Genomic DNA, 24,503 nt, shown 5'->3' with positions numbered 1-24,503 from the left:
AAGTATCGGTATTGCGGAATAAATTTCTACAACTTTGACTTGCAGATTAAAAACTATCCCAGCGTTACAATCGCATTTTCGAAAGCGTTTTCCTGCAACTCTTTTTCAATAAATTCTTTCGCTGTCGCTTGTGAAAACGGACAAGACGTACAATGTCCCAACAGTTTCACCGTAATTTCGTTCCCGTCAATATCTACAAATTCGCAGTCTCCGCCGTCGTTTTGAAGTCCAGGACGCACAGTTTCGTTAAGTACTTTGCGCACCTTTTCTATTTTCTCAAAAACGGTAAGTTTTTTATTAGCGTCTTTAGAAAGTTTTGGTTTTTCAGTTTCGTGATTATGTTCCTCATCCATTTGCGCAAGAGTTTTCTTAATTATCCCGGAAATTTCTTCCCCGCATTTTCCGCAACCGCCGCACGCTTTTGTATAATTTGTAACCTGCTCTACGCTCGTAAGTCCGTTTAAGCGAATTTTCTCGATAATATCGTTTTCATATACGTTAAAACATGTACAAATAAGCCGTGATTTTACCTCTTTCACAAAGGGTTTTTTCCCATTTCTATAATATTCAATCGCCGATTTCAGCGCGTCCTGTCCCATAACCGAACAGTGCATTTTTGCGTCCGGCAGACCGCCAAGCGTTTTTGCAATATCGTCGTTTGTAATTTTTTCGGCTTCTTCCAAGGACAGCCCTTTTACCATTTCCGTAAGCACAGACGATGACGCAATCGCGCTTCCGCAGCCGAATGTTTTGAATTTTGCATCATTGATTTTTTTGTTTTCATCAAGAGTAAAAGTAAGCCTTAGCGCATCGCCGCATTTTATATTTCCTACCTCTCCGAATCCGTCGGGATTTTCAATTTCGCCTACGTTTCGCGGATGCAAATAATGGTCGCGGACTTCATCGGTATATTCCCACATAATTTGTTCTCCTTCCAAAAATATTTTGAAAAATACTTTAATTTCAAGGAATTTTTACGCAAAAAACAAATTTTGAAAGAATTTCAGTTTGGTTTTATTTTTATTATGTAAAATTTACGCCATCTTTTTCCGGTAATCAAAAGCGTTTCTTTATCAATAGCGGCAATTCCGTTAAGTACATTTCCATCGGCGATTCGCGGGTTTTCGGATTTCCTAAGTTCTGTCAAATCAATAAAATTTTCGACGTCGCCGGTTTGTATATCGATGACAAAAATCGTATCGCTGTACCAGCGGTTCGCCAGAATTTTTTCGTTCCAAATCTCCAATTCGTTGAGTTTATCTATCGGAATTTTATTCATCTTGACAGAAATCTTGCCCGTTTCGTTAAACTCCTGGTCGCGAAAAATTATCTGAGAACTACCGTTTGACATCGCAAAAGTTCGCTCTTTTGGAATGTAAGTAAGCCCCCATCCTTCGCCTTTATAAGGGATTTCGGCAACTTTGTTTAACGATTTTACGCTATAAACAAGCGCTTTTTGCTCTTGCCACGAAAGTTGCCACAGCATTGAGCCGTCAAACGCCAAACCTTCGCCGAAAATTCCACCGGATTTTACCGATTTAAGTTCGTTCCCGGTTTTTTTATCAATGACTATGACGTGAGAACCGCGTCCGACCGAACCGGTACTTTCATAAATGTTTTCGCCGATAATTAAGAGTCCTTGCGTAAAACTTTCCGGGTTATGCGGAATTGAACCCAGAACTTCATATTCAAACGAATTATTGGAGAAAACGTTACCAATAATAAAAATTAATATGATAAAAAAGTTTCTCACGACAATTTTAAAGTTACAAACCGAAATTATTTTTGAATTTGTGAAAAATACTTTTGGGTTTTTGCTCTAATTTTCGCAGATCTTCAAAAATATCTCTTTCGGCTTTGGACAAATTTTCAGGCGTTTTTACTTTTATTCTTATTAAAACGTCGCCTTTGTTTCTTTCGTTGTGGAGAACGGGCATTCCTTTTCCGGGGATTTTTATTACTTTTTCGGATTGCGTTCCGGCAGGAACTTTAACTTTAACCTTATCGGAAAATGTTTCGATAATTATTTCACAGCCAAGCGCTGCGTCGCTGAACGAAATTTCCATATCGGTAATCAAATCGATTCCGTGACGCGTGAAAATAGAATCGTCTTTCTCATAAATGATTACGATCAAGTCGCCGGAAATTCCGTTGTTTATCCCTTTGTCGCCTTTACCGTCTACCGTTATATAATTACCTTCGCTTACACCGGCGGGAATACTTACGGAGACTTTGTCTTCTCCTTCGACAATTCCCGCGCCTAAACAGGAATTGCACGGATCCTTAACTATTTTCCCAGTTCCTGAACACCGTGCGCAAATCGTTTCCTGAACCATTTGTCCGAAAATCGACTGCATTATCCTGCGCGATCTCCCGCTTCCGTTACATTGCGGGCAACTTTCTAATTTTCCGCTTTTGGAACCCGAACCGCCGCACGAAGAACATCCGATTTTATGTTTAATTTTTATTGTCTTTGAAACCCCGTCGTGCATTTCTTTAAGTGAAAGTGAAAGTTTTATTTGAATGTTTTTACCCTGATTTACGGAGCCTTGATTTGTACGCCTTGCCCGTGAATTTCCAAAAATATCGCCGAAAAACGAGTCGCCCCCAAAGTCGCCCATAAACGCTTTTAGCGCTTCGTTTAAGTCCATACCGCTGAAGCCGCCGCTAAATCCGCCGGACGCTGCGCCGTCAAAAGCCGCATGTCCGAATTTGTCATATTGTTTGCGTTTATTTTCGTCTTTCAACACTTCGTAAGATTCTGTCGCCTCGCGGAATCTTTCCGCCGCTTCCGGGTCGTTTGGATTTTTATCCGGATGAAAACGGACGGCAAGTTTTCTGTATGCTTTTTTAATGTCGTCTTCGCTCGCTTCTTTCGAAACCCCCAAAACATCATAATAATCTTTCTTATTTGCCATAATTTCTCCAATAATAATCCAACAAATCGTCCAAATTTCTCACGAAAATAATTTATTTCCTGAAAAAAAGCAAAATTTTTTATTTATTCGCCCAAAAAATTCCATATTCGGCCAAACCTTTTTTGATTACCCAATATTGATACCACAAAGCGTCGTTAGGATAGTCGCGAATTTCAAAAATTCTGTCCAAAATGTGCCAATGAAGCGAAAAAAGCGACCACGCAAACAATAATCGTGACGACGGTTTAACGTTTTTGGTGATATTTTCGTAATTTATCGAAGTAAAACCGACATTTTCCGCATATCTCTTCCACTGTGACGGAGCGTCAAGATTGTTTAATTTCCAACCGTCCATCCAACGCCCCATAAGGCGCTTTTCTTTACCTTCATAAGCTTCCTTGCTTGCAAATCCGTCCGCCATCCCAAATCTTCCGTTGGGTTTCAGCACACGATAAACGCCTTTTATAAATTCACTTTTTGGATTGGCATAGCAAATACTTTCAAGTCCCATAACCGCCGAAAACGTGTTGTCAGGAAACTGCAAATTCATATAATCCATAAGCATAAACTCACACAAATTTTCAACGCCTTCTTCTTTTGCTCGTCTTTTCGCCGTTTCTATTTGCTCCGGAACGATACTTACCCCGACAACCTTACAGCCGAATGTTTGTGCGAGCCAAACCGCATTTCCGCCGATTCCGCAACCGGCGTCCAAAACGTAATCGTCTTTGGTTATTTTTATTTTCTCTACTACTTTTTCATTCATTCTTCGGGCAGCTTTTTTTTGACTTTTCACGCCTTTTTCCCAGTATCCGTAATGCATATCCGGTCCCCAAAGTTTCTCAAACGCCCAAGCAGAGTCACGATAATACTTGATAATATCATCGTATTTCCAGGTTATTTTGTTTTTCCAACTCATTTTCGCTCCTTTTTGAATCGCTTGTAAAATACTAAATGCGAAAACGACGCGAAAGAAACAATTTTTGAAAATTTTTTATTTCACTTGTGGTATGGTTCGTTACCGATGATTTTAAAACATCTGTATATTTGTTCCAGTAAAATAAGACGCATAATTTGATGCGGAAAAGTCATATCGGAAAACGATAAACGAAAGTCGCCCGCTTCCAAAACTTCATTTGAAAGTCCAAGCGATCCGCCTATTACGAAAACCAAATTCCCATACCCGTTATTCATGTTATTTTGGATTTGCACGCTGAAGTCCTGCGACGACAATTTTTTACCGTTGATTGCGAGCGAATATACGAAATCGCTTTTATTGATTTGTGAAATAATTTTTTTGCCTTCTTTATCGGTTACAATTCTTTTTTCGGTTTCACTTAAATTTTCGGAACATTTTTCGTCGTTAATTTCGATTATTCGTACTTTTGCAAACGCCGAAAGCCGTTTTGAGTATTCCGAAATTGCATCTTTGATATAGTTTTCTTTAATTTTTCCGACGGCAATTATACTAATTTTCATTGTTTTGCTCTTTAAATAATTTTTGCGGGTCAATCGGTAACACTCTAATCGTTTTACATCTTTCGGCTATGACTATACCGGCAGGCGATTTTCGCGGTTTACGAACAAATCTCGCTTCGGTCATATTCACTTCGGTATATCCGCTGTTTTTGGCTTTTGAAAAAAATACCGCTATTCCACCTGCAACGCTCAAAACGTCGTTGGGCGGCATAGGATCTCCTTTCTTACGCCTAATTATCAAATGCGAACCGGCAAATCCTGCCGCATGAAACCAAATATCGCTCGGATTTGCGAATTTTACCGACAATTCGTCATTATCGCCGCTCGTTTTTCCTGCATAAATATCGTACCCTTTATAATTGTAATGTCTAAAAGACGTTTTTTTATCATTTTTTATGACTTTAGCGGCTTGTACTGTTTTTGACGAATGCCGCATGCTCAGTAAATTTTCTGCTTCGTTTTCTCTTTCTGCAAAACCGTTATCAATAAAGTAACAAATTTTTTCAAGCAATTTTTCCAAATTTGCGATTTCATTTTCGGTTTCTTTTGTTTTTTCTACACAAATTTCACAACTCCTTTTTCCTTTTCGCGATTTCCTGTAATACATTTCGGCGTTTTCTACCGCCGAGAGCGTACGATTTAATTCTATTTTCATTTTCAATTGCGTTGATTCGTCGGCTAATTCGACAAAATTCATTCCCTTTTTTATCAAATTTTTATTAATCAAAATCGTATCTGCAAAGTTTTTGTAGGTTTCCCAATTTGCCGACTCTTTATATTCAATTTTTTGTTTTTCCAATTTTTTTTTGGCTCGAGTTATCTCTTTTTGAGTTTGACTTTTCAGTAAAATCAAATCGTTATTTCGCGGATTTTCTTCCATAAACTCCTTTTTTTGAAAAATAGTTGACAAATAAAAAAAATTCTTGCTTTGTTTGATAGAAAATAATTATTTTACAATTATGTTTTGTGATATCTTTATTTTATTATAAAAGGAGTTTTTATGGCTGTAGAAATTGCGCCAAAAGGTAAAAAAGCGACCATAACATTCACGACGCCGCTTAAAGATGGGGCATCGCAAGCAATTCTCACCGGAGAGTGGGATAATTGGGAAGTCTGGGTAATGAAAAAAAACAAAAACGGGACTTTTTCTATAAAAATAAACATTGATTTGGGAAAAGCGTACCAATTCGGATATTCAATTGACGGTCGTTGGAATCCGGATACCGATCTTACGTTAGTCGCTTCACCGTTCGGCACAAGCAATTCCGTTCTTGATTTAACAAAAATCGCCATTGTGGAAAAAGAGGAAACCGCGGTAAAACCCACAGCATCGAAGCCTGCGGCAAAATCGCCGGCAAAAAAGACGTCCGGAAAATAATTTGTTTCCATTTTATATGGATCGATGGAATTATTTTTCATCGATCCATATTTTATTTAGTTCATAATGTTATATTTAAAGAAAGAATATCTATCGAATATAGAATATGAAAGTGTTTAAGAATTTGGAATAACCGGTATTAAAAAAATTACAAAATTATTATTGATTGAAGAATAACAAGGTTTGATAAAAATGAGATTACGAAACATTCCATACGCTTACCAAAAACTTACGGAATTTCCGGATGTCGTTATTCAAAATCCAATAGATTTCAAGGGATTATGGGCGGAAAAAATATTTGGAAACAAAAACGGCATTCATGTTGAAATCGGTGCGGGAAGAGGGAAATTTATAATAAATTCCGCCATGCAAAATCCCGGCTTAAATTTCATCGGCATTGAAAAATTCGATTCCGTATTAGTGCGCGCTCTTAAAAAAAACGTTGATAAAAAACTTACAAACTTACGCTTTATAAAAATTGACGCTCAGAAAATTAACGATTGTTTCGCCAAAAACGAAATAGAAAAAATTTATCTTAATTTTTCTGATCCGTGGAGCAAAACCGTTTATGAAAAACGCCGTTTGACGAGTCGTATTTTTCTTGAAAAGTACAAAAAAATCCTTGCCGGTAACGGAATTTTGCAGTTTAAAACCGACAATGTCGGATTGTTTGAGTTTTCTGTTAAAGAGTTCAACAATTTTGGGCTTCGTATTGATGAAATACGGCTTGATTTACACAATTCGGAACCGTCATGGAATATTCGCAGCGAATATGAAGAAAAATTTGCGGAATCTGAAAAAAAAATATTTTTTATTATTGTGAATTTTGGAGGGAAAAAATGAAAAAAACTATTGAATTGGGGCGCGGAATCGGCAACGAATTACTTTTCGGCTCACGATTCGGCGAAGTAAAAAGCGTACTCGGCGAGCCGGACGAGGTCGATAATTCGCAAGTCCCGGGTTTCGACGAAGAAGAACACGGCGATACGGTAGTGTGGATTTACGACAAATTTGGAATTTCTCTCTATTTTGACGAAGAAGACGAGTGGAGGCTTGGTACAATCGAAACCGATAACGAAGAATTAACGCTTAACGGAGAAATACTTATAGGTCGTTCATTTTTTGAGGTAAAGAAAATTCTTGAAAATATGGATGTCGGAGAAATCGCGGAAGAAAAATTTCCCGTCGAAGAAACTAACGGAGTTGAAACGCTTTTACTTTTTTCAGATTCAAAATGTCTCAATATTTGGTTTGAATCTGGCGTATGTACGGAGATACAGTGGAGTCCTTTTTGGGAAAACGGGCGGCAACAGTGGGCGAAATAAGAGTTAGGGTCTGTTTCAGAAATTGTGTAAACCTATAATCAGGACATAAAAATAGAACTTGTTTGTAACGCTTAACCTATGTTCAACGCTACCAACGATTACAAATATAATAAAAATCAACTTCTTAACATCAAAAGATGATTGTTTGTTCTCTCGCCATTCATTACGACTTTCTTGAACATCAATACGATTTTGTTCTATCGGGTATAACGTCTTTTTTTAAGTGTGAGCTCTAAAGACGACAAACGTCTACAAAGAGCAGATTCGCTAATTCCAAGCGACAACTCATCTATTAAATCAGACAAGGTAATGTCAGGCTTATCTTTGATTCTTGCAACAACCTTATCCATTTGCGAATTTGTAACCAATGGTTTTCTACCACTATTCTGAGGCTTGGGGGTATAAACACCTGTCGTTGTGTAACGATGCCATATTCTTGTTATACAGCTGATACTAACTCTCATCCATTTTGCAATATCCGTGTTCTTTTCTCCGTTTTTCTTGTGAAATACTATGCTTTCACGTTCTCTATCCGTTATAGGCAACATAAATCCCTCCTTGGTTACCTATAAATATAATTTATGCGCAACAAAAAGTCAATATGCTATAATTGAAGCGCCGGTAACCAAACCCGATATATAGCCGACAGCTATTCCGGCAAGGGCGCCTCCAAAGTTTATGCAGTTTACGCTTGGACAAGCGCATCCTTTCACACTCCTACAAGGACAAGCCATTTTAAACCTCCTTATTGACAGAAAATATTTATCAAAAATAATAATTCACCCGCAAAAAGACAAGAATTCTTTAAATTCAAAAAAATTATATGTAATTTGTTTCGGCAAATTTTATTTTGTGAGGTCTCTTGTTATGTTTAATTCCGCAAGATTTTGGTTTTGGGAGAAATACGAATGGCGAACAATACGGGAAAAGACGTTTTGAAAGTTGAAGCAAATAAGCGGATATTAAAAAATCCCGACGGAGCGGGACCTTTTTTTGAGAACGATATAGATTTTGACTGTGAAGAGGCATGGGGATGGAATCACGCGAATCCGGGATATTTCAGGGAGTAAACATGAAAATTTTGGTTGCGACAAGCAATTTGAATAAAGTTAAAGAAATCGGAGAAATTCTAAAAAAGATTGATGAATCCGTGCAGGTTTTATCGTTAAAAGACATTTTTGAAGAAGTTCCAGAAATACCTGAAAATGCTAGAACATTTACAGAGAATGCTTTATTGAAGGCTAATTGGCTTGCCGAAAAACTTGAAGACTCTTGGATTCTTGCGGACGATTCCGGCTTGGTGGTTGAAAAACTTAAAGGGCGACCTGGCGTATATTCCGCAAGATACAGCGGCGAACCTATAGACGACAAACGAAATATTGCAAAACTTTTAGATGAAATGAAGAATTTTACGGAAGAAACACAAAGAAACGCATATTTTTGTTGCGCCATGGTTCTACTTTCTCCTATGGATAAAAATTCGTATGTGGCGATTGGAAAGTGCTGCGGAAAAATCGCATTTTCGTCCAGAGGGCGCGGAGGATTCGGCTACGACCCTATTTTTATCCCCGACGGCTATGATAAAACATTCGGAGAATTGTCAAGTGAAATAAAAAACAAAATTTCACATAGAGCGAAAACGCTTGAAATTCTTAAAGATATCTTTGAGCAGGTTATTAAAGAGGAAGTATATGAAAATCGGATTACTTAACGGGCCTAATCTAAACAGATTAGGAAAGAGAGAACCGGAAATTTACGGAAAAACCACCCTTGAAGACATTGAGAAAAAAGTCATGGATTTTGCCGCAAAATCTGAAGACGAGAAAATTGAAATCGAGTGTTTTCAAAGTAATGTCGAAGGTGAATTGGTCGGTAAAATTCAGGAATGGGCGGATAAAAATTTGGGCGGAATAATTTTTAATCCCGGCGCTTATTCGCATACAAGCATCGCTCTTCGCGACGCTATTTCATCTGCGAAAATTTGCTTTGCGGAAGTCCACATTTCAAACATTTACAAGCGCGAAGAGTTTCGCCGGCATTCCTACACCGCAGAAGTATCGGATTGCGTAATTTCAGGGATGGGAGATTGGGGTTATGTCGCGGCTTTACAGTATCTTATAAAAAAATTATCAAGCGATAAAAATGGCTGAAACGCAAAAAATATCTGTTCTTGGTCCGCAAGAAACATTTTCCGACTATGCTGCGCAAAAATATTTAGAATTTCATCCGCAGATTTGCGCTGAAATTTCTTACCAAAGAACGATGCGAAAGGTTTTTGAGAATTTATCAAGCGGAAATTCGCAAATTGCCGTCGTACCGATAGAAAATATATTTTCGGGATTTGTCTGGATGACGCTCGACGGGCTTTATGACTTCCCTGTGCAAATTATTGAAGAATTTATTTTACCGATAGAACTTTCATTCTTGTCAAAAATCAAGCATTCTGAAGTTAAAAATATTTTTGTTCATTCCGTTACCGAAGGACAATGTTCGGATTTTATTGACAAAAATTTCAATTCGGCGAGAATTACTCACACCGACAGTAATATTGACTCTTTTAACAGAATCGATGAAAATGATTTTTCCGCGGCGATTGTTCCGAGCCACATTTACGACAAAAATAAAAAGAATTATCCGTTTTCGGTAAGAGGCGTTTCCGATTATCCAAATAATCGTACGCGCTTCGTGGTTTTGCAAAACGAAAAATTTATAGCAAAAGATAATTTCAAAAACCTTAATAAAACCAGCATTATCGTTTCAGACAACAGCGATTCACCCGGAATTTTGAGAAATATAGCGGACGCTTTTGCATCCAGAGAAATAAATATAACCTCAATAATTTCACGACCGACCAAGCAAATGATTGGAAAATATCACTTTTTTATTGATATTGAAAGTCCAATTCAAAACAAAATCTTAATCAACGCTTTTGCTGAAATAAAAAAAAATTATCCTGTGAAAATACTTGGATGCTACGAAACGGCAAAGTAAAATTTGGTATAATTTGTTTCGGTAACTTCTCGGCAAAACTTCCGGGAAATAATAAAAATCGGGCAAATACCTAAACACAAGTATTTGCCCGATTAGAAAAGTTAGCCGAGAACTTTTTTTATCGAATTTTTTAGGATTTCAAGTCCTCTAAGCAAAGTTTTTTCTTCAATTGTGAGAGGCGGCATACATTTTACGATACAATCATGTCTTCCCGCTCTCTCTAAAATAAGCCCGTTGTCAAAACATTCTTTTACGACCTTACCCGTCGTTTGATTTACGTCGCTAATTCCCGTAAAATCAACACCCTGAATAAGCCCGATTCCTTTGTGTTTGAGGTTTTTGTTAATCGAAAGGATGTTCGTTTCGACGTATTCTTTAAGAATTTTCGCCTTTTTATTTGTTTCGCCATCAAAATCGTAACTTTCGCGAAAATCAATCGCCGCCGCCGCCGCGACAAACGCGACTTGGTTGCCTCTGAACGTTCCGTTATGTTCGCCTGGGTTCCAAATGTCATATTCCGGCTTAATTAGCGCAAGAGCCATAGGAAAACCGTAACCGCCGATTGATTTTGAAAGCGTTACTATATCGGGTGAAATTTTCGCTCTTTCAAACGCAAAAAATGTTCCCGTTCTTCCGCAACCGACTTGAACCTCATCCAAAATCAACAAGATGTCGTGTTTTCTACATAATTTTTCCAAATTCTGCAGCCATTCAATCGGCGCGACATTCAATCCGCCTTCACCTTGAACCGCTTCTACAACGATTGCTGCGGGTTTTTCAATTCCAGAATGATCGTCAGTCAAAACACTTTCAATATAAGCGATTGTATCAATTGACGCCATAAATTCGTAAGGGAAAGGCATGAAAACAACACCTCCAAGCGGAATATTCGCTCCAGCGCGCATCGCCCAGTCGGAAGTCGCCGAAAGCGCACCAAGCGTCTGTCCGTGGAACGCCCCCATAAACGCAAAAATATTCGTACGTTTTTTTACTTTCCGCGCAAGTTTAAAAGCGGCTTCGTTAGCGTTTGTTCCCGTCGGTCCGGTAAACATAACCTTGTATTCAAGATTTCTCGGTTTTAGTATCTTTCCCTGAAATTTTTCAAGAAATTCCGCTTTTGCCGCAGTGTGCATATCCAAAGCGTGCGAAATATTATCGCCGACAATATAATCGATCACTTTTTGCTTGATAAACGGGTTTGAATGCCCATAATTCAATGCGCCGGCTCCTGCAAAAAAATCAACGTACTCTTTTCCGGATTCGCCGTACAACAAATCGTTTTTACCTTTTGTAAAAACATCGGTAAAGTTTCTGCAATAAGAACGAACCGCCGATTCGCATTGTTCAAATATTTGAGCGGACATCTATTAACTCCTTAAACAAAAATTGAATAAAAACAAAAGCGCTGGTAAAATAATACATTTTCACAACAATTACGAAAAAAATCTTTTTAATTAAAAAAAACGGGGGAAAGCGATTTTACACTTTCTCCCGTTTGTCATTTTGACGCAAACAAAATCTTACTTAATCATAAGTTTTTGTTCTAAACTTGCGTTTAATCCGCTTACACGGATTACGGCAATCCCTTTCGCCAGATTCTTAGGCATTGCAACAGAGTTTATTCCTGCCGACAATGTATTCTTCTGAGAAAATACGCGCTTGCCGTTTACGGTGAAAATCTCTACATGATAAACACCTGCTTTTACAATATCCAATCTTATATCTTTACCAGATACACCATTGAATGAAATCCCTTTGCCGGAAGCAAGTTTCTTCGTCGGAACTATAATGTTTACCGGTTCGGTATCATCCGTAACTCCGATTAAACGAAGCGATTTAATAACAATGTTTGTTACTCCGTCTTCTACCGCAGAGATTGATATTTCGTTTACTCTAGGCAACGCATCTTCAAACGATTTGGGCAGTTTGCCTTTCCAGTTATCCGACGCTTCCGAATACGACCAGTCAAAGTCTTCGGGGTAGATTATTGCGGTTTTTACCTCTTCACTCGTACCCGTTTTGGAAAGAGGAGCGGCAAAACCGTAACCGTAGTATTCACCTTTTTCTTTACCTTTTCCGTCAAGCCATTGCCCCGTTCCTATTTGAAGCGCTTTGTCGGATGTGTAAGTTATTTCAATCCGTTTAAGTCCCAATAATGACCATTTGTATTCTGTGGCTACACTTACCCAAGCCCATTTCCCTGTTTTTTCGTCGCTTATACCCATAGTCAAAGTAGCAGTGAGAGGTTCTTGAGCAGTTATTTTGCAATCGCTTCCTATTTCATGTTCATCGTATTCGTCCCACCACTCATAATCACCACCGATTAAATTTTCGTTGGTACTGTATGCTTTGTTTACTTTAATGCCGAACGTTTCGGATATACTTGTTTTCCCGTTGTTCGCTTCAATCTCTACCGAGTATTGTCCGACTTGTGCATTATCCTTGAACGACAACTTATTCCCGTCAATTGCAAACAGAACGGCATCTGCTCCGCCTTTTATTGTAAACGTATGAGTCGCACTAACATCCAAATCAACCGCACGAAGGTTGCCTACCGTTTTTGTTCCGGCATCAATCGTTTTTGAAGACAGTTTGATTGCCGTAGGTGTTGTTGCAGCAGTATATTTTGTGCGCTTGTAGTTTTCCGGATTAAATTCACTTGCTTTAACAGGATTTTGCATCCATCTAATCACCATATCTCCCGATACGAAAAACACATTGTCGAGTTTGCTTGCTTCTTCCACAAATTTTTCAAACGCACCTTGCCTTTGTTCTGGTGTAATATATGGAAACTCTCCGGTTTTTGCTTCAAAATAATACTGCGAATGGCAACCAAACGTGAACGGTGCGCGGTTTCCTTTCAAACTTTCATTGAGTGTATGCATCCATGCACGGACAGTTTGTGCCGAATCCAACTTCGCTTCTTCCCATAAATTGTAGTCAAGTCCGGTTATATATCCGTCGAATTCTCCATCGTCGAGTACTCCTCTAACGTAGTCCATATCCTGCGGGTCTATGGCATAATTTACACAAGGCAATTCCCAAAGGTTTTTATGTTCCTTTACAACGCTTGTTATCCCCCACGAGTTAAAATCTTTGGAGTTATCGGGAGTAAAATTGCCAAAACCGTCATCCATATCTATCTTATACGGAAAAAAGTTTGTTCCTGCTTTATTGTCGCTGGCAGCGCTTATTGAGCAGTCATACAAAAACCCCCCTACTTTTTCTATTGCGCTGAACGTAGAGTCCGAATATCTTAAATAGGGAGTGCGAAATCCTGTTTGGTGCTCTTTGGGAATACCTGCTTTTACAAGAATGTCCTGAACTCTTTGGACTTCATTCTTAATAACATCTTCGCTTGCGCGGTTGCCGTTATCTTTTCCGTCTTCGTCAATATTACCGTATTCTACGCAATATATGTGAGTTGATGTGTGATTCCCGATTTCGTGTCCTGCTTTGTATGCCGCATAAACCGCTTCAACCAGATTTTCGTTCAAATCCCATTCGGCTGCGGTCTGGTCGGTATTACAATAAAAAGACATGTATCTTTTCGACCCGTTTTTATTTGTTCCTCCGTCAACAACGCTCTGCATCCACTTTACGGCGGCTGCCTTTGTGTTATCATCGCTTCCCAAAACGATAAACTGCGGGGTGTTTTCTTTTGTTAATGAACCCGGCGCTTTTCGCAACGCTTCTCTGTCAACATCGGCAAAACTCACTGCGGCAATCAAGAATACCGACAAAACTAATCTTTTCATAAAAAACTCCTTACTAATCTTTTCATAAAAACTCCTTTGAAATATTTTACCGAATTAATTTTAAATATATATCATTTCATACTAATTTTCAAATAAAAGTTATATTTTCGCAAAATTTCATAGCGCTTTTTGAAAAAAACGTTTATGTATAACCGGTAAATTATTTCGCCAAATGGACTATCGGCAAAAAACCCGCTTTTTTGAATGGGATTTCAATTTGTATGTCCAAAGCTTTTTCTATTCTTTTCAAATCCTTTTCGTATGCGACGACCAGTTGATAATCCCAAACGCAGTTCAGCGTGATGAATTTTATTGTCTTTTTCACTTCGTCGCGGGTTATTTTAACCTTCCCGTCCGCGTCAAGCAGTTTGTCGCTATTTTCCACAGCAACTGCAAGAGTTTTTATTGCAAAAAGCACGGGCATAATGCAAAAAATTCGCATTCTCGGCTCTTGTTTCGGAATCAAAATAGAATAAAGTACCGCACGATTCAACGATTTCACCGCTTTTACTATCAGAGCGTTCATAACATCCTGCGCCTGCCTGCGGTTTTGCGGCAAGTATAATTTTTCCAAATCGACGCCATATTGTAAAGCCAGATCTCGCGGAATAAAACTTACACCGCGTTTCAAATCACCCATCGCGTCTTTGATGATGTTCGTCAGCTGCAAAGCCTCGCCAAAAGCGTGCCTGTGTTCGCACATTTGCTCGTAAAGTTTTTCGTTTATCCACGGCGAATAGTAAAAAAACAGGTCTGTCAGCATGTTCCCGACCGTTCCGGCGACAAAATAACAATATTCCTCAAGTTCTTCAAGCGACTTTGTTCCGATTTCTTTCTGCGTGTTTTGGCGAATTACGGTTTTTTTCATTCCTTCAACCATTTCGCAAACCGTCGAAATCATTGTTTTCTTTACTTCAGATGGAAATGTCGCATATCTTTCAAACGCGGGCTGAGGATAAAGCGCCAAAAATTCTTCATTATCGTCAATTCTGAAACCTTTACAAATTTCGCGGATTTTTTCCAAATATTTTAATTCTTTTCCTTCGGATAAAAACAATTCTATAAAATTATTTAACGCCTCGGACTTTTGTTCTACCGACAAAATTTCACTGTCTTCGTAAGTGTCGGCAATTCTGCAAAATAAATATCCTATAAGTACCGGCTCACGAAAAGGTTCGCCTAAAGAGCGAATCGTGAGTGCGTAAGTCCGCGAAACTTTTCCGAGAATAAGACGATTATACAATTTTGCATCTACTTTTTCGCCTCTGATTGTCGATTGTTTTAATTTTTCAAGTCGTTCGTCGTCCATAATTTCTTCCTTTTAACGATTTTACAAGAAAATAATCTATACTGTTATTCCGCCTTGCAGTTATGCGCCTGATTTTTATGCGCTATTTTCTCGTGTCCGCCTAACCGATTCAATAGTTCGTCCCAATTTACAAGAGAAGCGTCAAATTCCGGACCGTCAACACAGGCAAATTTGGTTTCGCCGCCGACAGACACGCGGCACCCTCCGCACATTCCCGTTCCGTCAATCATTATTGGGTTGAGTGAAACAAACGTTTTTATGCCGTTTGCAATTGTGAGTTGCGAAGTGAATTTCATCATAATCGGAGGTCCTACCACAACCGTAAGATCAAATTTTTCACCGTCCGAAAGCAATTTTTTTATTACATCCGCCGCAAATCCTTTAGTTCCCGCCGAGCCGTCGTCTGTTGTTACATATAGATTATCCGTAATTTTGTCAAAATCGTCCTGTAAAATCACCAAGTCTTTATTTCTTGCGCCGATAATAGTCGAAACTGAGTTTTGTGCGTTCTTCATCGCTTTGGCAATAGGAAAAAGCGGCGCCGCGCCAAGTCCGCCGCCGACACACAAAACTTTTCCGAATTTCTCGACATGAGTCGGCATTCCCAACGGTCCCGCCAAATCACAAATTGAGTCGTTTTCAGTAAAGGTCATAAGTTTTTTCGTTGATTTCCCGACCGCCTGAACGATAATTTCGATCCAGCCGTCGCTTGCGTCCGCATTTGCAATCGTAAGCGGAATCCGCTCTCCGTCAGCGTCTATACGAATTATCACAAATTGCCCCGCTTTATGTTTTTGGGCGATTTTAGGCGCTTCAAGCCGCAGTCGAAAAATCGTTTCGGCAAGTTGGTCTTTTTTAAGTATTTTTACCATTCTTAATTTTTTTCAGTAATTTTCCGAGAATAATTCAAAATACGCCTGAGGGTGCAGACATGCAGGACATATTTTCAGCGCATCCGCCGATTCGTGCAAATAGCCGCAATTTCTACATTTCCAAACAACTTTTCCGTCTTTTTTGAAAACTTTACCCTCATTGAGGTTTTTCCATAATTTACGATAACGGGTTTCATGTCCTTTTTCGGCGGTCGCAATCATTTTAAATGTTCCGGCTATTTCAGTAAACCCCTCGCTTTCTGCTATTTTTGCAAATTCCGGATAAACTTTCGACCACTCTTCCTCTTCACCGTCAGCCGCCGCTTTTAAGTTTTCAAGCGTTGTACCTATAACTCCCGCAGGATACGAAGCGGTAATCTCGACTCCGCCGCCTTCAAGAAATTTGAAGAATCTTTTGGCATGCTCTTCTTCGTTGTCCGCGGTTTCGGAAAAGATCGCGGAAATTTGTTCCAATCCTTCTTTTTTCGCTTTACTTGCAAAATAAACGTAACGCATTCTCGCCTGCGACTCGCCTGCAAATGATTTGAGCAAATTTTGCTCGGTTTTTGAACCTTTCAATGACGCCATAAGTCCTCCTAAACAAAAATTAAATATAATCTTAGTTATAAAATATTAAATTGTAAATGCAGAATCGGATAAAAACAATAAATTATGTCGAACAATAAATTATTTTACCTATAACTTTTTGTTGAAACGCGGTAGTAACGGAGGTATAAACATGAAATTTGTAATTGCTGTCGGCGATGGAATGGCGGATGAATATATCGAAAAATTGGGTAATAAAACGCCTTTAGAGTTTGCAGATACGCCGAATCTTGATTTGGTCGCTCAAAAAGGAATCTGCGGAATGGTTAATTTGATTCCTGACGGTTTTCCTCCCGCCTCAGATATAGGAAATATGTCTATAATGGGATATGATCCGCAAAAATATCACACAGGACGCGCACCGATAGAGGCGGCAAGTTTGGGAATTAAACTTGAACAGGGCGAAACCGCATTCCGCTGCAATTTAGTTACTATAAAAAATGAAATTATGGACGATTATTCCGCAGGGCACATTACGACGGAAAGCGCAGAAAAAATAATTTCACAATTAAAAAAACTAAATTGTGAAAAATATCGTTTCTACTTAGGAACGCAATATCGCCATATTCTTGTAGTGAAAAATATTATATTAAAAGAACCGCCGCTAACGCCGCCTCACGATATAAGCGGACAAATAGTCAGAAATTTTGAACCGAGAAACGAAATTCTCAAACAAATCCGTAAAAAAGCGCACGAAATTATTGAAAATTGCGATGAAAATAAAAAACGTATAGAAGCCGGACAGAAACCCGTAACCGACATTTGGCTTTGGGGAGAGGGCAAAGCGGCGAGATACCCGTCTCTCAAAGAGCGTTACGGAATCACCGGAGCAGTAATTTCGGCGGTCGATTTGGTAAAAGGCATAGGTGTTTTGGGCGGGATGGAAATAGTAAATGTAGAAGGCGCCACAGGATATTTGGGAACTAATTACGCCGGAAAAATCGCCGCATGTCGTGAAATGCTGAAAAAACACGATTTCGTCTATATACATTTGGAAGCGCCCGACGAAACCGCTCACGAAGGAGATTTGGATAAAAAAATTCAGGCAATTGAAGAATATGATAAATTTATCGTCGGCGAAATTATTAAAATGCGCAAAGAATTTAATCATCTGAGCGTCATGGTTCTTCCGGATCACCCTACATTTGTCCGAACAAGAACGCATGCGCAAGGGAAGGTTCCGTTTGCTGTTTTCGGAGAAAAAATCCCTATCGGAAGTTCTACTTCGTATTGCGAAAGAAGCGGAAACGAATCAAGAATAGTTATTAAAAGCGGCGAAGAACTGTTTGACAAATTTATTCGCGGCGGATTCGTCTTTGGGTAATCGTTTATTTGAAAAGTTATTTGTTATTTTTTGCGACATTGCCGCAATAAGCGCCGCATTCTGGTTAGTTTTTTGGTTACGTTATAAAAGCGGATTTTTTCCAAACGTTTATGATATTCGAATATCTTTCGAGCCGTATATAGTTCCTACAATAATTATGACCGGCTCATGGCTTATTTTTTATTTCCTTAACGGGCTTTACCGCGACTGGTTTTCAGAATCTCGATTAGACGAAATTTTGGTTGTTGCAAGAACAATAATTTTGGGTATCGTAATAATTTTCTGTATGGTTTCGGGCGAACAAATTATAGATGCCGTTAAAACCGGTAAATTTTATGATATTTTTTCACAAACGCGTGTTTCCATTCTGCTTTCTTACGGACTTTGTTTATTGACAACCGCCTCGTTTTCGCGTTTCTTAATGCATTCGTTATATCAAAGCTTATACAAAAGAGGTATAGCAAATCAAAATATTGCAGTAATAGGAGCAAATGATTCCGGTATAAAAATAGTAAAAGAGATAAACAATTTTCCGCAGCTCGGATATAAATTCGTAGGATTTATCGACAATTGTCTTGAAGAGAAAAGTTTTTACGGATATGAAATTTTGGGAGAAATTAAAGATATTCCGAATGTGATAAAAAAAAAAAAAATAAGCGGTTTGGTTATATCGCACATAACTAATTCCGCAAATGAAATTATTGAAATTATGAAATATTGCGATGATGAAAATCTTACAATATACATGATACCGTCGCTTATGGACGTAATTTCGGGAAATCTTAAAACACAGCAAATATGTGGAATTCCTTTAATAGTCCTTTTACAAGAACATTTGCCGCGTTGGCAATCGCAAATAAAGAGAATTTTAGATGTTCTTACGTCGCTTTTTCTTCTTGTTCCTTTTATACCTATATGGATAATTGTAGCGATTTTAATAAAACTTACCGACAAAGGTCCGGTTATTTACGCGCAAGAAAGAGTCGGAAAAAACGGCAAACCCTTCATTATTTATAAATTTCGCTCAATGTACGTAGATGCCGAGAAACGAAGCGGACCGCAATGGGCGACAAAGAACGACCCGCGCATTACACCGTTTGGAAGATTCCTGAGAAAATCGCGAATAGACGAAATTCCTCAGTTATGGAATGTTCTCGTAGGTGAAATGAGCATCGTAGGACCTCGTCCGGAAAGGCAATATTTTGTGGACAAGATTTCAAAAGAAATTCCTTGGTACATAAAACGTTTGAAAATGAAGCCGGGTATAACCGGATGGGCTCAAGTAAAACACAAATACGACGAGACAATTGAAGACGTAAAAATTAAAGTAATGTACGATTTGTATTATTTTGAAAACATGTCGATTATTTTGGACATAAAAATTATCATTCAAACGGTTTTAGTGGTTTTAACCGGTAAGGGCGCTAAATAAAACACAATTCTCGAAATTCGCACATTTTGCAAACGCTTTCATTCGGAGTTTTCTCAAAACTTTCAACAGGCAAAGGAATATTCTCTTCAACATTCAAACAAAAACTTTGCATTTCTTCCGTCTCGTTTCTCACCGACTCGGCAAAATCGGCAAGTTTCTCATCGGTCGCTTCCAAAGCCAATTCACCGTAAGTTTCGCTTACATATACGGATTTTGGAAATATCTCTCCGGATTTTATTTCTGAATTTAACCCTTTTGCCGCAAGTGCGTAAGCCAAAAGTTGTTTTGTATGTTTGTTTTCGTCTTTTTTTCCGGTTTTCCAATCGATTATATAAACTTTTTCGTCTCTTATGAAAATAAAATCCATTTTGCAAAACGCTTTCAGACCATTAATTCTGGTTTCGCCGAAATACTTCTTCCCGTTCATTTTGCTTCCCGCCTCAATCAGAAACGATTGTCTTTGCGGCATTTCTATCGAATTGAGAAAATTCAATATCGGCGATATCAGAAAATTTTTCATACAAAATTTAACTTTTTCGTTTATTTTACCAAAATCCACTGTACATGTTTTGTAATAATTTTCAAAAAACACTTTTTGCGAAAGTTTCTTTTCGCACAAATCATCGACAAAACCGAACAGTTTTTCTTCGTTTATCGGCGAATCGCTTTTTTGTAAACGTTCCAAAAAAACTTCCATCATGTCGTGATAAAGATTGCCGATTTCGAGCGGAATTGTCGTCAATTTTTTTAGTTCTTTAACCTTTGCTTCCAAATTTGCAAAACTTGCCGGATAGTAAAAGTATAAATATTTGCGTTTACATTGGCAAAACAAATCGTAACGTGAATTTGACCAACCGAGCATTTTCGTGAAAGGGTAGTCTGGGAAACGTAAGTCCATTTTACAACGATTCTCTTTTTAATTTTAATCCGCAGGTCTGCGCCTCGTCAAACGCGTCCTTGCTCCCTAAAACGCTTTTTTGCGAACTTTTACGGCAATTACGCAAAAGTTCTAATTTTTGCTCTATCGACTGCGCATCGGCGCTCAAAATCGCCTCGCGAATTTCTTGTTTAATATCTTTTGAATAGTGCGAAAGGTAGCAATACAATTCGTTTATCACTTTAGCGGAAGGACTTTTGGGCGAGTCGATATTTCCGATTTCCGACGGAATTGAACGGTCTATAATTTCCTGCGAAATCGGATTTTGAGTAAGCGCCTTTTCAAAATTTCCGAAAGTAGTCGAAATATTCGGATCGCGAAAAGAGCCGAAAGAAAAGATTTTGCTCACACAGTTGAATCCGCAAAAACCGCCGTAAGCGCCGCCTTCTACGCGAATTTTGTCCCACAAATAGCCTCTTGACAAAATTTGCGACAGCAAACTTATTTCACCAACGGTTTTTGAGTCGTTTGTATCAATTTCAAAAACGTCGGCGACGTAATTAACCGACGACGAAATTTCTACGCCGTAAACATCTGTTTGCGAATTTAACGTCAGTTTTTCGCTTGTCAATTCGACTTTTCTTTCAAAAGACGGAATTTTTTTTGCAAAATTCTCTATTTGCGGCAAAAATGAATTGTTTGTACAAGCAGTCGAAATTGTAAGATTTTGCGAATTTATAAAAATCGAATGAATTTTTTGAATTTTTGCCAGAATTTCGCTTTTATCTTCCCGCAAATTTTTCAGAAATCTGTAATATCCTATCCCTTCCGTGCGGTATTTTATCGCGCTCGCAGACGAAAACCGCGCCGCCGAAAACATAATCGCATGATTATGTCCGTGCTGAATTATTTCATCGAAAACATCGTTTTTTTCTTCATTCAAAACGTTTTTTATTAAATTTTCATCGCAGAAATCCGCTTCAAAAAGTGTTTTTGACAAGCAATCCAGCGTTTGCGGAATATTTTTTACTAGCGTTTTTATTGTAAAAACATTATTTGCGACAAACGAATTTCTTTTGCGGTAATCGCCGGAAACCAAAGAAACCGATGAAAATCCACCCGAATGAAGTTTCCACAATTTCGCCATTTCGCCTGACGAAAGCCCGCCCGCGCCGCACCGCCCCAAATATTCCGTGTAAAGCGGCGCATATTCAAGCAATTCGTCGGGAATAACCGACAAATCAAACGCCAAATTCAAATAAAAAACTTCTCCTGTAAAAATTTGCGAATTCAGCCATTTTGAGCCGTCAATTTTACCGATTTCAAGCGGAACCGTTTCGTTTTTCACAGGAATATCGCTTTTTTTGAGAACCGGAATACAAGACAATTCCCGCGGCGTATGTTCTTTTTTATGATATTCTTCGAGTTTTCTGCTGAATTCGGCATGTTTTATTTTGTCGTTTTTTGTAAAATTAACACAAAGTTTTTTCGCCTGTTCCTGCGACAATTTTCCTAATTTCTCGCCGATTTCGCTGCTTGCTTCCGTAATAAGCAAAAGCCGCCTGTCGTTTTTCAACGTCAGGTTTTCAAGCAGATTTTCCAAATATCGCGGCTTGGAATCTATATTTCTACGGATTCGCGCGAATTGTTCGTCAAATTCCAAGTGTTTTATCGGATCGCAGCCGTAAATCCAAAATTTGTAAATCCGAGTTGCAAAGTTCAACGGATATGAAGCGTCGCCGCCTATTTCCTTCTCCTTGAACTCCATTCTCCGTAAAACGCCTTCAATCGCTTCCTTGTCAAAACCGTTTTCGATTTCTTTTCTTATCGTATTTTTTATTAAATCGGCGATTTTTTTTGCGTGTTTTGGTTTGGATTTTTTAAGTCCCGCTACAAATAAAAAAGAGATCAATTCTGTTTCCATTCCCGACAAATCGTCGATATCCTCACCAAATCCACTATCTAAAAGCGCTTTTTTTAACGGGGCGTTTTCTCCCGAAAGCAGATATGACGACAACATTTTCAATTCGCGAATATCGGTTTGCGTAGAAATCTTTTCGCCCCAATCCCACGCCAAAAGAACCGTCGCAGTCCCGTCATCTTCTTTGTTTGACGGAGCAAAAATATGAGTTTCCTGCGGTTTTTCAAATTTTTTTTGCGGAAAAATTTCGGAATTTATTTCTTGCTCGTCAAAGTTTCTCAGAAAATTATCGTTAATTCTCGTCAAAGTTTCTTTAGATTCTATATTTCCGTAAAGAACGATAAAACTATTTGTAGGATGGTAATATTTTTTGTGAAAATCCTTAAATTTTTCATAAGAAAGTTCGGGAATGTTTTTGGGATTTCCTCCCGATTCGTAAAAATATGTCGTATCGGGGAAAAGTCCGGCGTATAAATTTCTTTCCACAAAACTGTTAAAATCCGAAAAAACGCCTTTCATTTCGTTATAAACTATTCCTTTTATCGTAATTTCGCTATCAGGATTTTCAACGTCAAAACGCCAGCCTTCCTGTGCAAAAGTGTATTCGTTCAAAATAGGATTGAAAACCGCGTCGCAATAAACATCCGTCAAATTAAAATAATCGGCCGGAACTTGACTTGAAATCGGATAAATCGTCCTGTCCGGATAAGTCATTGCGTTCAAAAACGTATGCATGGAACTTTTGAGCAATTCCTTAAACGGGTCCTTGAGCGGATATTTTTTTGAACCCGCTAAAACCGAATGTTCCAAAATATGCGGAACTCCCGTATTGTCAAAAACAGGTGTACGAAAACCTATCGAAAACAAATTGTTTTTGTCGTCGTTAAACAAATGGACGCATTTGGCTTTTGTTCTCTGATGTTCAAAAATATACGCAACGTTATTTATTTCTTTGATTTCCCGAACTTCCTTGCACAAAAAACCGCCAACCGTATCTCCGACCTTTATATCCTGAAATTTTATCAAGTTATTCGACTCCTTCTTCTGCGTCGAGCAATTTATTATTTCCGATTTCAATTGATTTGTTCAATTTGTCTATCATTTGCCGTCCTTGACGAATATCTGTAATACCGCTAATGTCCTGAACGGATTTATTAACCATAAGTTCCGCTTCTTTTTTCTTCTCACAAGAGGTAAAAAACACTAAAATCGAAAAAACACACAAAAACAATCTTTTCATAATTATATTCCGAATAAAACTATTTACATCAAGCAATTTTTATAATGTCTTATTCCTTCATTATCTATTGCTATTACGTCTATCCTTATCGGAATTCCCGATAATTTTTTTCTATACATGTACAATCGCACCAATTCGTAGATTTGCAACATTTTTCTTCTATCGCATCTAAATTCCGGCGAACCGAAAGCCCCTTTTTTAACACGATTATATTTTACTTCCACAAAAACGAGCGTATTGCTTGACAATTCTTTGGCGACAATGTCAATTTCTCCTCTTTTACCCAAAAAAACATTTCTTTCTAAAATTTCAAAACCGTTCTTTTTTAGAAAATCCGCAGCCATTTGCTCGCCGTCAGCGCCTATTTTTCGCGTATTCATTAACTAAGGCGTATCATCGAATTTTCTGTAATTTTCCTTGACAGGGGCGGAAACTACTTTTGCCTCGCATATACGTCCTCCGTTCCATTCGTGAATTTTAGCGCCGCAGTAATTGCATTTAATGGAACCTCTTTCTCTTGTCGGGTATGACTCTTCCACTATATTATAAATCGCGCCGCAGTTATCACATTCTCTTTTAAGACATCTGCCGCTCTTTAAAGCCATCCCCATAAAAACTCCTTTAATATCGCCGAAAAGCAAAACAATACTACAAAGAAATATACATCTATTAATGTTTAAATGTCAAGTTTTCCCGTCAATTTTTTTTATGTATTTAAAATTTACGTTTTAGAAAGTATTTGTTTTACTCTAAAAAATTGCTCATTGCATAAAACGGCAAATCAATAATTTTAGCATTATCACAATAAGGGCTTGCTAACTAAATATATATTCAATAATTTCTTCGTTAAACAAAAGTATTAGTGATGCTATTACCATATTAATCGCTTTCGAATAACGACACGTCTGTCGTTCTCTCTGCCGCTTCTGCCGCAATCTTTACATCTATAGCGTTGTTTATTGAACACTATGCCGGATTTTACTGTGTTACAACTTCCACAATGTCTGCAATTCATAACTCACCTCACAAAAAAACAATACAAATATAACAAAAGGTATAATCAATTAGCAAGC

27 protein-coding genes are annotated in these 24,503 nt (G+C 38.3%); 9 read left to right on the top strand and 18 right to left on the bottom strand.

What is annotated here, in order from left to right:
• Positions 1–53: 53 nt before the first annotated feature.
• The 6 genes from nifU to LBH98_05070 all read right to left on the bottom strand — a co-directional run bounded on the left by nifU (position 54) and on the right by LBH98_05070 (position 5,277).
• Complete coding sequence (gene nifU, locus LBH98_05095; GenBank protein MDR0304133.1) at positions 54–920, bottom strand: Fe-S cluster assembly protein NifU; 867 nt, start codon at positions 918–920, stop codon at positions 54–56.
• 83 nt (positions 921–1,003) lie between these two features.
• Positions 1,004–1,753 (bottom strand): glutaminyl-peptide cyclotransferase, encoded by a 750-nt coding sequence (locus LBH98_05090; protein MDR0304132.1) that lies wholly within the window; start codon positions 1,751–1,753, stop codon positions 1,004–1,006.
• A 13-nt stretch (positions 1,754–1,766) separates the two neighbouring features.
• Positions 1,767–2,918, bottom strand: a complete 1,152-nt coding sequence (gene dnaJ / locus LBH98_05085) for a molecular chaperone DnaJ (GenBank protein MDR0304131.1) — start codon at positions 2,916–2,918, stop codon at positions 1,767–1,769.
• 79 nt (positions 2,919–2,997) lie between these two features.
• Entirely contained in the window at positions 2,998–3,837 is an 840-nt protein-coding gene (locus LBH98_05080) for a methyltransferase domain-containing protein (GenBank protein ID MDR0304130.1), read from the bottom strand.
• An 80-nt stretch (positions 3,838–3,917) separates the two neighbouring features.
• Positions 3,918–4,397, bottom strand: a complete 480-nt coding sequence (rlmH, locus tag LBH98_05075; GenBank protein MDR0304129.1) for a 23S rRNA (pseudouridine(1915)-N(3))-methyltransferase RlmH — start codon at positions 4,395–4,397, stop codon at positions 3,918–3,920.
• The gene (locus LBH98_05070; protein MDR0304128.1) at positions 4,387–5,277 is read right to left on the bottom strand and encodes an NFACT RNA binding domain-containing protein; all 891 of its coding nucleotides are present in this window, start codon (positions 5,275–5,277) and stop codon (positions 4,387–4,389) included. The genes rlmH and LBH98_05070 overlap by 11 nt, the downstream gene beginning before the upstream one ends.
• A 120-nt stretch (positions 5,278–5,397) precedes the next feature.
• Between LBH98_05070 and LBH98_05065 the strand changes: the two genes are divergently transcribed.
• The 3 genes from LBH98_05065 (at position 5,398) to LBH98_05055 (ending at position 7,100) form a co-directional block, all read left to right on the top strand.
• Positions 5,398–5,775, top strand: a complete 378-nt coding sequence (locus LBH98_05065; protein ID MDR0304127.1) for a hypothetical protein — start codon at positions 5,398–5,400, stop codon at positions 5,773–5,775.
• Positions 5,776–5,967: 192 nt separating this feature from the next.
• Complete coding sequence (gene trmB / locus LBH98_05060; protein MDR0304126.1) at positions 5,968–6,618, top strand: tRNA (guanosine(46)-N7)-methyltransferase TrmB; 651 nt, start codon at positions 5,968–5,970, stop codon at positions 6,616–6,618.
• Complete coding sequence (locus LBH98_05055; GenBank protein ID MDR0304125.1) at positions 6,615–7,100, top strand: hypothetical protein; 486 nt, start codon at positions 6,615–6,617, stop codon at positions 7,098–7,100. The genes trmB and LBH98_05055 overlap by 4 nt, the downstream gene beginning before the upstream one ends.
• 197 nt (positions 7,101–7,297) lie before the next feature.
• Here the strand turns inward: LBH98_05055 and LBH98_05050 are convergent, their stop codons facing one another.
• Positions 7,298–7,648 (bottom strand): hypothetical protein, encoded by a 351-nt coding sequence (locus LBH98_05050; protein MDR0304124.1) that lies wholly within the window; start codon positions 7,646–7,648, stop codon positions 7,298–7,300.
• Positions 7,649–7,696: 48 nt separating this feature from the next.
• Complete coding sequence (locus LBH98_05045; protein MDR0304123.1) at positions 7,697–7,834, bottom strand: hypothetical protein; 138 nt, start codon at positions 7,832–7,834, stop codon at positions 7,697–7,699.
• Between the two features lie 174 nt (positions 7,835–8,008).
• Between LBH98_05045 and LBH98_05040 the strand changes: the two genes are divergently transcribed.
• The 4 genes from LBH98_05040 to LBH98_05025 are packed head-to-tail and all read left to right on the top strand — an operon-like array spanning position 8,009 to position 10,091.
• Positions 8,009–8,170 (top strand): hypothetical protein, encoded by a 162-nt coding sequence (locus tag LBH98_05040; protein MDR0304122.1) that lies wholly within the window; start codon positions 8,009–8,011, stop codon positions 8,168–8,170.
• A gap of 2 nt (positions 8,171–8,172) precedes the next feature.
• Positions 8,173–8,811 carry an RdgB/HAM1 family non-canonical purine NTP pyrophosphatase gene (rdgB, locus tag LBH98_05035; protein ID MDR0304121.1) on the top strand — a complete coding sequence of 213 codons (639 nt, stop codon included), beginning with the start codon at positions 8,173–8,175 and terminating at the stop codon, positions 8,809–8,811.
• A complete protein-coding gene (gene aroQ, locus LBH98_05030; GenBank protein ID MDR0304120.1) occupies positions 8,792–9,250 on the top strand; it encodes a type II 3-dehydroquinate dehydratase in 459 nt (152 codons plus the stop codon). The genes rdgB and aroQ overlap by 20 nt, the downstream gene beginning before the upstream one ends.
• A complete protein-coding gene (locus LBH98_05025) occupies positions 9,243–10,091 on the top strand; it encodes an ACT domain-containing protein (protein MDR0304119.1) in 849 nt (282 codons plus the stop codon). Before aroQ ends, LBH98_05025 begins: the two co-directional genes overlap by 8 nt.
• 101 nt (positions 10,092–10,192) lie before the next feature.
• Here the strand turns inward: LBH98_05025 and ectB are convergent, their stop codons facing one another.
• From ectB to LBH98_05000, 5 genes are all read right to left on the bottom strand, one after another.
• The gene (gene ectB / locus LBH98_05020; protein ID MDR0304118.1) at positions 10,193–11,455 is read right to left on the bottom strand and encodes a diaminobutyrate--2-oxoglutarate transaminase; all 1,263 of its coding nucleotides are present in this window, start codon (positions 11,453–11,455) and stop codon (positions 10,193–10,195) included.
• Between the two features lie 156 nt (positions 11,456–11,611).
• Positions 11,612–13,849 (bottom strand): polysaccharide deacetylase family protein, encoded by a 2,238-nt coding sequence (locus LBH98_05015; protein MDR0304117.1) that lies wholly within the window; start codon positions 13,847–13,849, stop codon positions 11,612–11,614.
• 160 nt (positions 13,850–14,009) lie between these two features.
• Positions 14,010–15,158 (bottom strand): squalene/phytoene synthase family protein, encoded by a 1,149-nt coding sequence (locus LBH98_05010; protein MDR0304116.1) that lies wholly within the window; start codon positions 15,156–15,158, stop codon positions 14,010–14,012.
• Positions 15,159–15,202: 44 nt separating this feature from the next.
• Entirely contained in the window at positions 15,203–16,030 is an 828-nt protein-coding gene (locus LBH98_05005) for a sulfide/dihydroorotate dehydrogenase-like FAD/NAD-binding protein (GenBank protein ID MDR0304115.1), read from the bottom strand.
• A 12-nt stretch (positions 16,031–16,042) separates the two neighbouring features.
• Entirely contained in the window at positions 16,043–16,618 is a 576-nt protein-coding gene (locus LBH98_05000; GenBank protein ID MDR0304114.1) for a rubrerythrin family protein, read from the bottom strand.
• Positions 16,619–16,769: 151 nt separating this feature from the next.
• Here LBH98_05000 and LBH98_04995 point away from each other — a divergent pair, with 151 nt between their 5' ends.
• Positions 16,770–17,960, top strand: coding sequence for a cofactor-independent phosphoglycerate mutase (locus tag LBH98_04995; GenBank protein ID MDR0304113.1), 1,191 nt, complete (start codon positions 16,770–16,772; stop codon positions 17,958–17,960).
• The gene (locus LBH98_04990) at positions 17,923–19,392 is read left to right on the top strand and encodes a sugar transferase (GenBank protein MDR0304112.1); all 1,470 of its coding nucleotides are present in this window, start codon (positions 17,923–17,925) and stop codon (positions 19,390–19,392) included. Before LBH98_04995 ends, LBH98_04990 begins: the two co-directional genes overlap by 38 nt.
• Here the strand turns inward: LBH98_04990 and LBH98_04985 are convergent.
• From LBH98_04985 to LBH98_04965, 5 genes are read right to left on the bottom strand one after another with little or no spacing between them, the layout of a single operon-like run.
• Complete coding sequence (locus LBH98_04985; protein MDR0304111.1) at positions 19,385–20,290, bottom strand: PD-(D/E)XK nuclease family protein; 906 nt, start codon at positions 20,288–20,290, stop codon at positions 19,385–19,387. The two genes, LBH98_04990 and LBH98_04985, sit on opposite strands and share 8 nt — an antisense overlap.
• 1 nt (position 20,291) lies before the next feature.
• Positions 20,292–23,216 (bottom strand): insulinase family protein, encoded by a 2,925-nt coding sequence (locus LBH98_04980; protein ID MDR0304110.1) that lies wholly within the window; start codon positions 23,214–23,216, stop codon positions 20,292–20,294.
• Position 23,217: 1 nt separating this feature from the next.
• Positions 23,218–23,430, bottom strand: coding sequence for a hypothetical protein (locus LBH98_04975; protein ID MDR0304109.1), 213 nt, complete (start codon positions 23,428–23,430; stop codon positions 23,218–23,220).
• Between the two features lie 23 nt (positions 23,431–23,453).
• Entirely contained in the window at positions 23,454–23,810 is a 357-nt protein-coding gene (locus tag LBH98_04970) for a YraN family protein (protein ID MDR0304108.1), read from the bottom strand.
• Between the two features lie 3 nt (positions 23,811–23,813).
• The gene (locus tag LBH98_04965; protein MDR0304107.1) at positions 23,814–24,041 is read right to left on the bottom strand and encodes a hypothetical protein; all 228 of its coding nucleotides are present in this window, start codon (positions 24,039–24,041) and stop codon (positions 23,814–23,816) included.
• Between the last annotated feature and the right edge of the window lie 462 nt (positions 24,042–24,503).

This window comes from Chitinispirillales bacterium, assembly GCA_031254455.1.
In the GTDB taxonomy this organism is placed as follows: Bacteria; Fibrobacterota; Chitinivibrionia; order Chitinivibrionales; family Chitinivibrionaceae; genus WRFX01.
Note: the sequence above shows the minus strand (reverse complement) of the source record. Positions and strands in the feature narration are given on the sequence as shown.

Bases quoted from the DNA above. Each gene is read 5' to 3' on its own strand.
- LBH98_05055 (MDR0304125.1), top strand. From the start codon at position 6,615: ATGAAAAAAACTATTGAATTGGGGCGCGGAATCGGCAACGAATTACTT.
- ectB (MDR0304118.1), bottom strand. From the start codon at position 11,455: ATGTCCGCTCAAATATTTGAACAATGCGAATCGGCGGTTCGTTCTTAT.
- aroQ (MDR0304120.1), top strand. From the start codon at position 8,792: ATGAAAATCGGATTACTTAACGGGCCTAATCTAAACAGATTAGGAAAG.
- LBH98_05070 (MDR0304128.1), bottom strand. From the start codon at position 5,277: ATGGAAGAAAATCCGCGAAATAACGATTTGATTTTACTGAAAAGTCAA.
- LBH98_05015 (MDR0304117.1), bottom strand. From the start codon at position 13,849: ATGAAAAGATTAGTTTTGTCGGTATTCTTGATTGCCGCAGTGAGTTTT.
- LBH98_05040 (MDR0304122.1), top strand. From the start codon at position 8,009: ATGGCGAACAATACGGGAAAAGACGTTTTGAAAGTTGAAGCAAATAAG.
- dnaJ (MDR0304131.1), bottom strand. From the start codon at position 2,918: ATGGCAAATAAGAAAGATTATTATGATGTTTTGGGGGTTTCGAAAGAA.
- LBH98_05000 (MDR0304114.1), bottom strand. From the start codon at position 16,618: ATGGCGTCATTGAAAGGTTCAAAAACCGAGCAAAATTTGCTCAAATCA.
- LBH98_04970 (MDR0304108.1), bottom strand. From the start codon at position 23,810: ATGAATACGCGAAAAATAGGCGCTGACGGCGAGCAAATGGCTGCGGAT.
- LBH98_05005 (MDR0304115.1), bottom strand. From the start codon at position 16,030: ATGGTAAAAATACTTAAAAAAGACCAACTTGCCGAAACGATTTTTCGA.
- LBH98_05050 (MDR0304124.1), bottom strand. From the start codon at position 7,648: ATGTTGCCTATAACGGATAGAGAACGTGAAAGCATAGTATTTCACAAG.
- rdgB (MDR0304121.1), top strand. From the start codon at position 8,173: ATGAAAATTTTGGTTGCGACAAGCAATTTGAATAAAGTTAAAGAAATC.
- trmB (MDR0304126.1), top strand. From the start codon at position 5,968: ATGAGATTACGAAACATTCCATACGCTTACCAAAAACTTACGGAATTT.
- LBH98_05045 (MDR0304123.1), bottom strand. From the start codon at position 7,834: ATGGCTTGTCCTTGTAGGAGTGTGAAAGGATGCGCTTGTCCAAGCGTA.
- nifU (MDR0304133.1), bottom strand. From the start codon at position 920: ATGTGGGAATATACCGATGAAGTCCGCGACCATTATTTGCATCCGCGA.
- LBH98_04985 (MDR0304111.1), bottom strand. From the start codon at position 20,290: ATGGACTTACGTTTCCCAGACTACCCTTTCACGAAAATGCTCGGTTGG.
- LBH98_05010 (MDR0304116.1), bottom strand. From the start codon at position 15,158: ATGGACGACGAACGACTTGAAAAATTAAAACAATCGACAATCAGAGGC.
- LBH98_05080 (MDR0304130.1), bottom strand. From the start codon at position 3,837: ATGAGTTGGAAAAACAAAATAACCTGGAAATACGATGATATTATCAAG.
- LBH98_04975 (MDR0304109.1), bottom strand. From the start codon at position 23,430: ATGAAAAGATTGTTTTTGTGTGTTTTTTCGATTTTAGTGTTTTTTACC.
- LBH98_04965 (MDR0304107.1), bottom strand. From the start codon at position 24,041: ATGGGGATGGCTTTAAAGAGCGGCAGATGTCTTAAAAGAGAATGTGAT.
- LBH98_05025 (MDR0304119.1), top strand. From the start codon at position 9,243: ATGGCTGAAACGCAAAAAATATCTGTTCTTGGTCCGCAAGAAACATTT.
- rlmH (MDR0304129.1), bottom strand. From the start codon at position 4,397: ATGAAAATTAGTATAATTGCCGTCGGAAAAATTAAAGAAAACTATATC.
- LBH98_05065 (MDR0304127.1), top strand. From the start codon at position 5,398: ATGGCTGTAGAAATTGCGCCAAAAGGTAAAAAAGCGACCATAACATTC.
- LBH98_04995 (MDR0304113.1), top strand. From the start codon at position 16,770: ATGAAATTTGTAATTGCTGTCGGCGATGGAATGGCGGATGAATATATC.